13 protein-coding genes and 1 pseudogene are annotated in these 10,964 nt (G+C 67.5%); 9 read left to right on the top strand and 5 right to left on the bottom strand.

From position 1 onward, the window contains the following. Window positions 1–53: 53 nt before the first annotated feature. The 4 genes from ACIBW9_RS37010 to ACIBW9_RS36995 all read left to right on the top strand — a co-directional run bounded on the left by ACIBW9_RS37010 (window position 54) and on the right by ACIBW9_RS36995 (window position 3,289). A complete protein-coding gene (locus tag ACIBW9_RS37010) occupies window positions 54–584 on the top strand; it encodes a hypothetical protein (RefSeq protein WP_398961564.1) in 531 nt (176 codons plus the stop codon). Between the two features lie 101 nt (window positions 585–685). After that, window positions 686–1,450 carry a transposase family protein gene (locus ACIBW9_RS37005; RefSeq protein ID WP_398961562.1) on the top strand — a complete coding sequence of 255 codons (765 nt, stop codon included), beginning with the start codon at window positions 686–688 and terminating at the stop codon, window positions 1,448–1,450. A gap of 602 nt (window positions 1,451–2,052) precedes the next feature. Further along, entirely contained in the window at window positions 2,053–2,583 is a 531-nt protein-coding gene (locus ACIBW9_RS37000) for a hypothetical protein (protein ID WP_398961560.1), read from the top strand. 205 nt (window positions 2,584–2,788) lie between these two features. Further along, the gene (locus tag ACIBW9_RS36995; protein ID WP_398961558.1) at window positions 2,789–3,289 is read left to right on the top strand and encodes a hypothetical protein; all 501 of its coding nucleotides are present in this window, start codon (window positions 2,789–2,791) and stop codon (window positions 3,287–3,289) included. Window positions 3,290–3,300: 11 nt separating this feature from the next. Here ACIBW9_RS36995 and ACIBW9_RS36990 read toward each other — a convergent pair whose 3' ends face one another. Beyond that, window positions 3,301–4,041 carry a hypothetical protein gene (locus ACIBW9_RS36990; RefSeq protein WP_398961556.1) on the bottom strand — a complete coding sequence of 247 codons (741 nt, stop codon included), beginning with the start codon at window positions 4,039–4,041 and terminating at the stop codon, window positions 3,301–3,303. 139 nt (window positions 4,042–4,180) lie between these two features. Next, window positions 4,181–5,302 (bottom strand): IS630 family transposase, encoded by a 1,122-nt coding sequence (locus tag ACIBW9_RS36985; protein WP_398961555.1) that lies wholly within the window; start codon window positions 5,300–5,302, stop codon window positions 4,181–4,183. A gap of 177 nt (window positions 5,303–5,479) precedes the next feature. Between ACIBW9_RS36985 and ACIBW9_RS36980 the strand changes: the two genes are divergently transcribed. Beyond that, a complete protein-coding gene (locus ACIBW9_RS36980) occupies window positions 5,480–5,803 on the top strand; it encodes a hypothetical protein (protein ID WP_398961767.1) in 324 nt (107 codons plus the stop codon). Window positions 5,804–5,850: 47 nt separating this feature from the next. Here the strand turns inward: ACIBW9_RS36980 and ACIBW9_RS36975 are convergent. Then, window positions 5,851–5,991, bottom strand: a pseudogene (locus ACIBW9_RS36975) (ATP-binding protein); the annotation flags it as partial. 145 nt (window positions 5,992–6,136) lie between these two features. Between ACIBW9_RS36975 and ACIBW9_RS36970 the strand changes: the two are divergent. The 4 genes from ACIBW9_RS36970 to ACIBW9_RS36955 all read left to right on the top strand — a co-directional run bounded on the left by ACIBW9_RS36970 (window position 6,137) and on the right by ACIBW9_RS36955 (window position 9,833). Further along, window positions 6,137–7,201, top strand: a complete 1,065-nt coding sequence (locus tag ACIBW9_RS36970; protein WP_398961553.1) for a tyrosine-type recombinase/integrase — start codon at window positions 6,137–6,139, stop codon at window positions 7,199–7,201. After that, entirely contained in the window at window positions 7,198–7,512 is a 315-nt protein-coding gene (locus tag ACIBW9_RS36965; RefSeq protein WP_398961551.1) for a helix-turn-helix domain-containing protein, read from the top strand. The genes ACIBW9_RS36970 and ACIBW9_RS36965 overlap by 4 nt, the downstream gene beginning before the upstream one ends. 102 nt (window positions 7,513–7,614) lie before the next feature. Then, window positions 7,615–9,195 carry a site-specific integrase gene (locus ACIBW9_RS36960; RefSeq protein ID WP_398961549.1) on the top strand — a complete coding sequence of 527 codons (1,581 nt, stop codon included), beginning with the start codon at window positions 7,615–7,617 and terminating at the stop codon, window positions 9,193–9,195. Next, window positions 9,183–9,833, top strand: coding sequence for an HAD family hydrolase (locus ACIBW9_RS36955; RefSeq protein WP_398961547.1), 651 nt, complete (start codon window positions 9,183–9,185; stop codon window positions 9,831–9,833). The genes ACIBW9_RS36960 and ACIBW9_RS36955 overlap by 13 nt, the downstream gene beginning before the upstream one ends. Here ACIBW9_RS36955 and istB read toward each other — a convergent pair. Beyond that, entirely contained in the window at window positions 9,809–10,546 is a 738-nt protein-coding gene (istB, locus tag ACIBW9_RS36950) for an IS21-like element helper ATPase IstB (protein WP_398961545.1), read from the bottom strand. The two genes, ACIBW9_RS36955 and istB, sit on opposite strands and share 25 nt — an antisense overlap. After that, window positions 10,543–10,860 (bottom strand): hypothetical protein, encoded by a 318-nt coding sequence (locus tag ACIBW9_RS36945; RefSeq protein WP_398961543.1) that lies wholly within the window; start codon window positions 10,858–10,860, stop codon window positions 10,543–10,545. Before ACIBW9_RS36945 ends, istB begins: the two co-directional genes overlap by 4 nt. Window positions 10,861–10,964: the final 104 nt, after the last annotated feature.

Below are 10,964 nucleotides of genomic sequence, written 5' to 3'. Positions count from 1 at the left end.
TGATCCTGATAGCCCCATGGACACGCAGAGCCAGGGCGGCCATGGTGTGCAGCATGGTCGACGTGCTGCTGCCCCTGGTCACGCTTGTCCTCGGCTTCGTCGCCAGCTTTCTGCTGGAGCTATTCCGTAACCGGTGGACGACGCAGAACGTGCAGGACGTTCGCAGCGCGGAACGTCAGCAAGCCGCTCACCTGGAGCGAGTAGCGTTTGAACGTGAAGGGCTCCGCGCCGTCCACATAGCCATTCACGACCTTCTGAGTAGGGTGAATGCGATTGCAATCCCGCAGGCGAAGGCCGAGGCTGCAGGGCTGGACTGGCGCGAGAGCGATGATGGGCTGGAGCTACGGGCAGCGGCCATGCATGCGACCGTGAGGTGCAGCCATGAGTCCGCCCTGCTGCTGCATCGTCCGGTGATCGAGGCGGTGGATCGTCTGACAGCTGCCGCTTACCCGATGTATTGGACCCGCGAGTCTGGAAGCGATCCGGGCCATCGCCGTGAGTACTTCGACGCCAACCAAGCCGCGACGAGGGCCATTGCTGCCCGGCTTCGCGAGCTCTACGGCAGCACACCAAGCGGCGGTTGAATCAGCGGTTCGGAACTCAGTCACAGCAGTTGGGTGACAACGTGGTGAAGCCCCTGGTAGATGGTTTTCGACCAAGAGAACCATCTCACCAGAGGCTTCACGTGCTTGTTTACCCGTCGGGCATCGACGTGTCCAGCTCCGCCCTTCGCTTCCTCGCCCAGGAGTTGCGGCGGCATCGTCGGGTGATCGGCTCCCGCTGGCGGCGGCTGGGTGCTGGCCGTCAGGCTCTCCTCACGCTTGCCCACCTGCGGGTGGGACACCCCTACGCCCAGCTCGCGGCCGGATTCGGCGTCGGAACCACGACCGCGTACCGATATGTCACCGAGGCCGTCGACCTCCTGGCCGCCCTCGCGCCCGCCCTGGCCGACGCCGTCCGCGCCGCGTCGACGAAGGCGTATCTGCTCCTGGACGGCACGCTCCTGCCAATCGACCGCATCGCCGCGGACCGGCCCTTCTACTCCGGTAAACACAAGAAGCACGGCATGAACGTGCAGGTTCTCGCCGATCCCTTCGGCTGGCTGCTGTGGGCTTCGCCGGCCCTGCCCGGAGCTGTCCACGACATCCGCGCGGCCCGCGAACACGGCATCGTCGATGCCCTTGCCGGGGCTGGCATCAAGTGCTGGGCCGACAAGGGCTACCGGGGTGCCCGCGGCACGGTCCGCACACCGTGCTGGGGGCGATGGGAGACTCTCTCCACCGGTCAGCAGTCGGTGAACCGAGCCCACGCGAAGATCCGCGCGCTTGTCGAGCAGGCCATGGCCACCCTCAAGTCCTGGCGGCTCCTCCGCAAGCTCCGCTGCTCAACCACCCGGATCACCGCCCTTGTCCAAGCCATCCTCACCCTGCATCTGGCCAGCTCAGACTGATGATGGAAAAGGCTCAGTACCTCGGTCGTGAAGACGAGGCTCGCGAGTGGTGGATCCGCGCCGCAGCCGGAGGGGACCAACTCGCGAAGCTGACGGTTGAAGAGTGGAAGGGTGCACAAAGTGGAGCCGTGGGAAGGCAAGCTCACGAAAGTTGAGGCGTCCGAAGGGCCCTCAGTCCACGATAATCCTGTTCCCCGTTCCTGGGAGGCTGTACAACTCGGAGAGAATACTCGCAGAAAACAACAGCATACGGTACTGGTAGGACGTCACCCGCGAGGTGACGTCACATATGCCGATCCTCATCGATAGCAGACCTACGGGGTCATGCATTCGGTGGAGGAAAGGTTCCACTCCCTAGATCGGATCGTTCCCCGGTAGTTGAGCTACCGGGGAACGATCCACCACACGGAAAAATCATTCTGCAAGAACATCAACTCTTCACGAGTTGAATCACCCTGCAAAGTGGATGCGGCCCGTGCTTCGGTAAGGGCCGCATCTGCGTATTCGCGCTCTCACCAGCAGTTGGTGAACAATGCCGTGTCGGACGTCTTCCTCAGTAGAACCATTCGCACCCAGCGAACTGAGAATTCCCGGGAGGGGACGTGAATCTTGCGGACAGCAGGTACCCGCTGGTCGGCATCGGCTCGCGCGTTACCACCGGCGGCCACTACCGCATCGCCTCCTCGGGGGTCGAGACGACGCCGATCCTGCTCGGCCTGCTGAGCGCCGCAGTCGCCATTGGTCTCGCAGTCACCGGCTGGAAACTGGCTCGCCGCTGGCGCCGCATCGACAACCACCGCGACGATCTCACCGAGCTGGCGAAGCTCCTGCGCCGCATTCAGGTGCAGATCCAACTGCTCGGTGATGCGGACACGATGGCGACCATCGCCGACTGCCAGACGCTGCGGGCCCTGAAATACGAACTCGCGGGTGCCGACGTCTCCTTCGCCCCCGACGCCGCCGCAGCCGTCACGGAGGTCGTCCACCGCATCGACGAGCTGCTGGGCGAGGCCACCACACACGCCGGCGCGGCCACAATGACCCGAGCGAGGGCGCAAGGACGGGCGGTACAGGCTGCCCTCGACGCGATCGCGGCCGCGCAGGCCGTGATCAGCCGGCTGCGCCGCGGGTGACTGCCCGTCGGTCGGCCGGCGCCGACGGGCAGTCGATGACGCGGAATGCCATTTGCCCCCCGGCCGCCGTGAATACCACCAGCACCGGACTGCTGGCCCAGAACGGGGACACGTCGACCAGCTGCGCCCCGTCGAGCTCGGACAGCCAGACCTGGGGTCAGAGTGGTGTGCCCTCAGGGTCGAGTCCGTTGGGCCATCGGGCCGGGTGATCGAAGAGCCAGGCGTAGCCGGCGTCAGCGGCTTTCCGGGCGAAGAACTCAGCTCCTACGATGTCGCCTGTCTGCTCGTGCATCTGGACGAGGCGGAACAGGGCGAGGGGATGGCCGGCCTCGGCGGCCTCCTGGTACAGGAGCGCGGCGCCTTCGCGGTCGCCGGCTTCCTCCTGCTCATGGGCAGCCGTGAGGGGGAGGAACCCCTCGGCGTCGGCGACTTTCTGGGCGAGGCGTCCGATCCCGTCGGCGTCGCCTGTCTGCTCGTACATCCGGGCGAGGCGGAACAGGGCGAGGGGATCGAGGGCATTGGCGGCCTGTTGGTACAGGAGTTCGGCGGCCTCACGATCACCGGCGTGCTCTCGCATGGCAGCTTGCGCATAGAGGGTTGCCGAGCCACCGATGGCACCACCGCCCAGTTCGGCGGCATGCTGGATCAGATAGTTCGCCCACTGCAGCCGGGCGCTCTTGAAGGCAGCGGTGGACAGGGCAACTAGGTCTGAGGCCGTCAGGCGCTCATAGGCGGCGTACCAGAAGGAGGCGGGTGGGAACTGCGTGCGCCGCTCGGTGCGGCCGATCTGGACCAGGTAATCGGCAACACGGTATGCCCAGTCGGTTTCCGCAGCCTGGGAAGGCCCGGCTTCCAGGGGGGCCCGTACCGCGCCGAGCGGGACCTGTTCTGTGGAGACGGCCTGGGTGGCTTCGGCCAGGGCGCTAATGGCCCAGTCGTCAGGAGCTGGTCGAACTCGGAGTCTGAGAGGTAGCCCACCGCTGCTGCGATGAGGAAGGAGATGGGGAGGTCTTCACCCACGCCAAGCCGGCGCGCATCGATCGCTGCGTTCAGGATGGCCCGGGCCCCCGGTGTGGCGTTGGCGTACCGGGCGACGAGGGCAGGACCGGCCGCGAGCCACTGCGTCACGCGGCCGTGGTGGTTCCAGACGAGCGCTTCAGCTAGACGTGTGTCGCCGTGCTGGGCCAACGCGCGTGCAGACTTGAGGGCTTCCTCGTCAAAGGTGTCCGGGACGTGGATCAGCCGTCCGCTGAGCAGCTCGCGCGTTCGCGAGTGCGGGTCGGGCGTGCCCGGCGAAGGCGAAGCGGTGAACTGGGCTGCCGCCTCGGGCCACAGGGTGCCCAGGACAAGGACCGGGCTCTGGTCGGGCCGCGTGAGCAGCTCGTGCAGGGCCGCGGCAAGATCCTCGCCCAGGCGTGGCTGGCCCAGATAGGTCTGGGCCTCATTGAGCCACACCACCGTTCGAGGCTGAACCCTCTTGAGGCCGCGCAGGACTGCCTCGGCACGCGTGGGCGTGACCGGGTGCCACAGCCGCCAGCCCTGCTGCGCCAGGGGTTGGATCGCTTCCCAGCACGCGCGGGTCTTGCCTGTCGAGTGGCTAGTGTCCTGCGCCAGAGATCCGTCGGCAGAAGCGGGCAAGGGAGTCGAGGATCTCTTCGGCTGTCTTGGTCCAGATGAACGGCTTGGGGTCTTCGTTCCAGTCCTTGACCCAGGCACGGATGTCGGCTTCCAGGGCTTGGATGTTCTTGTGTGCGCCGCGGCGGATCATCTGGTGCGCGAGGTAGCCGAACCACCGCTCGACCTGGTTGATCCAGGAGGAACCGGTCGGGGTGAAGTGCAGCTCGAACCGCGGGTGTTTGGCCAGCCAGGCCTTGATCGCAGGGGTTTTGTGGGTGCCGTAGTTGTCGACGATCAGGTGGATCTGCAGGTGTGCGGGAACCTCCTTGTCGATGCGGATCAGAAACTTCTTGAACTCCACGGCCCGGTGCCGACGGTGCAGGGCCGTGATGACTTCACCGCTGGCGACATCGAACGCGGCGAACAAGGTGGTCAGACCGTTTCGGACGTAGTCGTGGGTGCGCCGCTCGGGCATGCCCGGCATTATCGGCAGCACCGGCTGGGACCGGTCCAGGGCCTGGATCTGCGACTTCTCGTCCACCGAGAGCACCACCGCACCCTCGGGCGGGTTGAAGTACAGGCCGACGACGTCGTAGACCTTCTCCACGAACAGCGGGTCCGTCGACAGCTTGAAGGTGTCCGCCAGATATGGCCTGAGCTGGAACTGCCGCCAGATCCGGCCGACCGTGGACTTCGACAGGCCGCTGTGCTGGGCCATCGATTTCCTGGACCAGTGGGTGGCGTTCTTCGGCAGCTGTTCCAGCGTGGTGACCACGACCGCTTCCACCTGATCGACGCTGATGGTGGGCGGCCGGCCCGGCCTCGGCTCGTCGACCAGTCCATCCAGCCGCTGGGCGAGGAAACGCCGCCGCCACTTGCGGACGGTGTCCGCGGTCACCCGCAGATCCCGGGCGACCGCGACAATCGGCGGTACGTCCCGCCCCGCACACGCCAGCACGATCCGCGCCCGCAACGCCAGGGCCTGAGCCGATGCCGCCCGACGTGTCCACCGCTCCAACGCCGCCCGCTCGTCATCAGACAGCAGCAACGGCTCCAGTTTCGGGCCCCGACGAGGAACTGACGCACCAGCAGCAGAAGTCACACGACTACTAACGATCAACTACTGGCGCAGGACACTAGGGCGTTCACTAGTGGCCCCGCCGGGGCGAGTTGAGATGGCCCCGGTTTGTGGATAATCGGTGAAGCTGGGGCGTCGTGGTGTGGCCCCGTCGGGCGCCTTGATTTGGGACCGGCTCGATCAGGTAGAGGGGATGAATTGGTGCAGCAGTGGCCCGAGGGTCCCGAAGCCGATCCGGTGGCAGCGCGAGAGCGGTATGACTCCGACATGCGTGCGGCCCGTGGGGCGGTGCGAGAGGTGTTGCGTGCTGACCTGCCTGCGGCGAACTTCGGTCTGGGGATTGTGATCGTGGTGAGCGTGGTCGCGGGCTTTGCGGCAGGAGCCGTGGTCGGTGCCGGCATCGGTGGAGCGTTTGCCGTGCTGTTCCTCGCGACACTGCTGGTCATGTTCCTGCGGGGAGTGCGGGGAGGGGACGCGCTGCGGCGGGCATACCTCTTCACCTTCGGGTGGGCGAACTGGATCTAGCCATCGCGGTGGGACACGGCGTGTGCTGCGTCCCTGGACGATGGTGGTCAGTGGAGCCCGCTGTTCTTGGCCTTGGTGCGGGCCAGCCGGTAGGACTCGGTGCCGGTCTCGATCAGGGTGGCGTTGAAGGTGAGCCGGTCCACGATCGCCGCGCAAAGCCGCGGATCGGTGAACGTCTTTGACCAGCCATCTGGGGCTGGCACTTGTTCCCTCACAAGAGTTGCCGCTGCCACCTGGCCGTATCCCGTTCTCACGGTCCTCGTTGGTTCTCGCGGTAGCACCCCGGCTTTCAAGGTGCTGCCTTGACCGTTCAGGCGCGAGGAAGGTGTGCCGGTGGCCGAGGCGAGACTGCAGGTCATTGCGGGCGGGGCCGTCCCGCATGACCCCCTGGCGACAGACCCGTGGCAGTTCCAGGCCGCGTGCGTCGACGCGTTCGTCGCTTCCTGGCGGGCGCGCGGGTTCAGCCCGGTGACCATCGACAATGACATCGGTCTGCTGGAGCGAACCCTCGCGGCCCTGGGCCGACCTGCGTGGGAGGTGACGCCCGAGGACATCGACCGGGTGGTCGGCGACCTGGCGGTGAAGGGCCGGGCGACGTCGACCCGGCGCGAGTACGTGCAGATCTTCAAGGGGTTCCACCGGTTCCTGCAGGCCCGCAAGGCGGCCGAGATCGAGGCCGCCTTCGGCGTGAGGCTGGTTTGTCCGGTCGACGAGTTCAACGCCTCCCGCCATGTCGGCGACGACTCCCCGGCCCTCGTACCGCCGCCGACGCCCGAGCGGGTGGCGGAGTTCTTCGACTTCATGAAGCAGCGGATCGCGACGGCCCGGAAATACGGGCCTGCTGCGAGGGACTATGCGCTGTTCCGGACGCTGTATCACGCCGGGCTCCGCTCGGAGGAGGCATCGCTGCTGGACAAGCCGGACGTGCACTTCACCCGCGGCCCGTTCGGCAAGCTGCACGTCCGCTTCGGCAAGGGAGCCCACACCTCCGGGCCGCGTCCTCGCTGGGTGCCCATGCTCGACGGACTGGACTTGGTGCTGCGGTGGTTCCTGGAGGACGTGCGGCCCAAGTTCCCTGATTCTCCTGTGCTGTTCGCGGACGAGTCCGGCGGAGCCCTGCATCGCGGGACGATCCGCAACCGGCTGCGCTATCTCATGGAGCTCGAAGGACGCCCGCCCGCGGACCGGTTCAGCCCGCATGCCCTGCGCCGGGCCTGCGCGACCCACAACTACGAACGCGGCGTCGACCTGGTGGCCATTCAGCAGATGCTCGGACACTGGACGGTCAGCTCGACCATGCGTTATGTCCGGCCCTCCGCGACGTTCATCGAGGACGCCTATCAGCGGGCTGTTGCCGCCACCCTGGCCGAGTTGATCGGGAAGGACACCACGGCATGAAGATCCGATGGCGGCTGCGGATGGCCGCCGCCCAGCGCGAGGTGTGGACCGGCACCGAACTGCGGCGGCTGCTGGCCGAGAAGGCTGGCCTGGAGCTGTCCTCTGCATCGGTGTCCGCGCTGTTCACCAAGGAGCCCTCGCAGGTGAAGATGACCACGCTGGCCGCGTTGTGCACCGCGCTGGAGTGCACCCCCAACGATCTGATCGAGGTCGACACCACCCCCGTCGAGCAGCGGGTTGCACCGCCTCGGCCCGTCGCCGAGCTTCCTCAGGCCGCCTCCGCCCGGGGCCGGTCGATGCCGCCCCTGTGACCGGCGGCGATCACCATGGGCAAGAGGCAAAGGGACTGCGTCACCTGCGGCGGGCCGGTCGGCTATCGCGACCGCCTACACTGCTGCCGGTGCTGGCGTCGGATGCAGGAGCAGGCCGCGAAGGCGGCGTGTCCGTCCTGCGGCAAGGACCGTGTCCTCCAGGAGGACACCGGCAGGTGCATCACCTGCTCGCGCGTCTGCGACCAGTGCGGCCATCCGGTCCGCTCGGCCGACAGCCCCCTCTGCCGGGACTGTCGCCGCAGGGCCGAGCAACTGGCCGCCCAGCAGCCCTGCCCTCGCTGCGGCAAGCCGGGCTATCTGCGCGAGGACACCGGCTGGTGCGGGTCGTGCTCCCGCCCAGGCCCGCCCAAGCAGCCGCCCCGGATCTGCCGCGAGTGCGGCCAGCTGCGGCGGCATGCCGGACTGGGCTTGTGCTCGGCCTGCTGGCAACGGCACCCCGGACGCCCCTTCATCCGCGGCGAACACCTCCGCGACCAGCTGGCCGACCCACCCGCCTGGCTCCTGGACTTCGTCGCGCATGTCGCGGCCCGCTTCTGCGTCACACGGGCCTGCGGCCTTGTCACAGACCTGGGCCGACTGCTGAACGACGAGCACTCCAACTCGCCCCAGGCCATGCTCGAGCGATCTCGCAGACCCGGACGATCGATGGGGTCCTTCGCCCGCGTGCTGGAGGACTTCTTCACCCTCCGCGGCCTGGCCCTGCCCACGGACCAGGCCGAACGGCTCGCCGCCGGGCGGCGCAAGCGACGCATCGACGCCGTCCCCGAACCACTTCGGCCAGCCGTGGCAGCCTTCGACGCCTCCCGGATGCGGGCCCAGGACCGGGCCCGCCGGGCCGGAACCCGCCCCCGCACCGACCACACCCTGGAAACCGCACTGAGCATCCTGCGGGACCTGGCCTGCTTCCTCACCGCATACCGCGGCAAGAACGACTGGGCCCTGGTCGACGTTCACGACGTCGAAGCCTTCCTGGCCACCTTGCCCAAGGCCCGCAAGCGCCGACTCGTGGCACTCCGCCAGTTCTTCCGCTTCGCCCGCTCCCAGCACATCGTGCTGATCGACCCGACCCGCACCCTGATGGTGAAGGAACGGAGCGGCTTCCGCGGCCGGACTCTCACCCTCGACCAGCAGCGCGAGCTCTTCCGCCGCTGGACCATCAGCGAACACGTTCATCCGCACGAGGCCCTGCTCGGCATGCTCGCCCTGCTCCACGGCGCCTCCAGCACGGAGGTCCGGATGCTGCAGGTCACCGACATCGACCCGGCAGCCCAGACGGTCCGGCTCGGCAAGCGACCCCATCCCGTCCCGCTGGATCCCGCCTCGTGGACCGTGCTGCAACGCTGCCTGGCCCACCGCGAGGCATGGCCGACGGCCAACCCGCACGTGATGGTCACCAAAGGAACCAAGGCCGGGCGAAGCCCGGCCTCAACCGCCTATCTCTCCCACGTACTTGACGACTGCGGGTATCCGCCCCGGATTGATCCGCAGCACCCGTCTCGTCGACCTGGTGAACACCATGGACCCCAAGCTCGTCGCCGCCGCCTTCGGCATGGACCCCCAGGCCACACTCATCTACCTCGCCGACCACGTCGACCCTGGACAGGAATCCCACCTGCCCCGAGATCATCGCCCGTGATCTACTGCCGATCATGCCGTTGCTGATGCTGGACCTCGACAACACCCTGGTCGACCGCGACGCCGCCTTCCGTGAGGCCGTCACCGCATTCCTCACCGAGCATCGCCTGCCCGACACCGACCTCACGTGGGTGATGGCTCTCGACGCCAGCGGCTATACCGCCCGCCACGATGTCGCCGCGGCCATGACCGACCGGTACCGGGACACGGTGCCCACCACGGCCATCCACGCCCTGCTCGACCATGGCGCTGCCGATCGCGTCGTACTGGCCGACCTCTCCCGCGCGGCCCTGGACAAAGCACAGGCCGATGGCTGGACCTGCGTGATCGTCACCAACGGCCGCACTGCCCAACAGGAAGCCAAGATCCGTCGCACCGGACTCGACCAGCTCGTCCAGGGCTGGGCGATCTCCGAGGCGGTCGGCCGCAAGAAACCCGAACCGGAGATCTTCCAGGCTGCTGCGGATGCTGTCGGAGCGTCCCTCGCCGGCGCGTGGGTTATCGGCGATTCCCCGCATGCCGACATCGCCGGCGCCGACGCGCTCGGGCTTCGAAGCGTGTGGGTGTCGAACCGACAGCCGTGGGCCCAGGACTCCTACCAGCCCACCCATGTCGCCGAGGACGTCGCAACCGCGATCGACTACGTCATCACTGCGGCGAGATAAGGCACAACCGACCCTCTTCGTCGTCTCCGCAAGGTCGAACCTGTGAAACTTCCCCGGCACCTCGCACGGGTTCGCCGGAACAAGTGCGCTTTGCCGAAGGTCTTGTTCGAGGTCAGGATGATGGAGCCCTTCTCGTAGCACTTGGAGATGACCTGGAAGACCAGGTTCGCCTCGGCGCGTTCGAGGGGCTGGTAGCCGACTTCGTCGACCACGAGAACGCTGGGCCGCAGGTAGGTGCCGAGTTTGCTGGGCAGCCGCCCTGCGGCCTCGGCGCTCTTGAGGTGGCGGACCATGTCGTCGAGGCTGGTGAAGTAGATCGAGTAGCCGGCCCGGCAGGCTGCGACCGCCAGCGCGACGGCGATATGCGTCTTTCCGACCCCAGGCGGACCCAGCAGAGCGGCGTTGGCCTTGGCCTCGACGAAGGAGAGGGTGGCAAGGTCCTTGACCTTGCGCGGGTCGAGTTCGGGCTGGAAGGAGAAGTCGTACTCGTCCAGCGTCTTGTGGTGCGGCAGCTTGGACAGCCGCAGGCCCGAGCGGAAACGGCGGTCGTCACGGACGGCCAGCTCCTCAGACAGGACCCGGTCGAGGAAGTCGAGGTAGCCCATCTTCGCCTCGTCCGCGCGGCGGATGTATTCGTTGATGGTCTCCACCAGGTGGGGCAGGCCGAGCTTGCCGGCCGTGGTGCGGATGCGGTTGCCGGTCAGCTCGCTCAAGAGGACTCCTTTGTCGGGGAGTTGGGGGTGAAGGGCCGGGTGCCGGTCAGCTCGTCATAGACCGACAGCGGACGGCGGCCGACCTCGATCTGGGTGACCGTGGTCCGGTTCAACAGAGCCTGCAGTGGGCCGACTTGGCTGGTGGTGGACGTTTCACGACGCGGTGGCGGGGTCACATCGCCGGTGGTGGTGCGGCGTCCCTTGCCGGTGGGCAGTCCGTCCCAGTGCCTCTCCTCGACAACGTGGACGCCCCTGCCGACCGCCCGTGGATGGGCTGCCCCCGGGGTCGAGGAGACGCCGTCTGTGCCGGGCATGTCACCGGTGGGGTCGGGTGCGTGCAGGAGGTGGATCCGGCCGGGGCTGCTTCGTCGGGACGATGCTGCGCACGGTCATCCCGCCCAGCCGCCGACGTCAGTCA

It is taken from the genome of Streptomyces sp. NPDC049541 (genome assembly GCF_044465725.1).
GTDB lineage: Bacteria > Actinomycetota > Actinomycetes > Streptomycetales > Streptomycetaceae > Streptomyces.
This window is presented reverse-complemented; position numbering and strand designations above follow the sequence as displayed.

Coding starts and splice junctions, on each gene's coding strand:
- ACIBW9_RS36955 (WP_398961547.1), top strand. CDS start 9,183: ATGCCGTTGCTGATGCTGGACCTCGACAACACCCTGGTCGACCGCGAC.
- ACIBW9_RS36945 (WP_398961543.1), bottom strand. CDS start 10,860: ATGCCCGGCACAGACGGCGTCTCCTCGACCCCGGGGGCAGCCCATCCA.
- ACIBW9_RS36960 (WP_398961549.1), top strand. CDS start 7,615: ATGCAGGAGCAGGCCGCGAAGGCGGCGTGTCCGTCCTGCGGCAAGGAC.
- ACIBW9_RS37010 (WP_398961564.1), top strand. CDS start 54: ATGGTCGACGTGCTGCTGCCCCTGGTCACGCTTGTCCTCGGCTTCGTC.
- ACIBW9_RS36965 (WP_398961551.1), top strand. CDS start 7,198: ATGAAGATCCGATGGCGGCTGCGGATGGCCGCCGCCCAGCGCGAGGTG.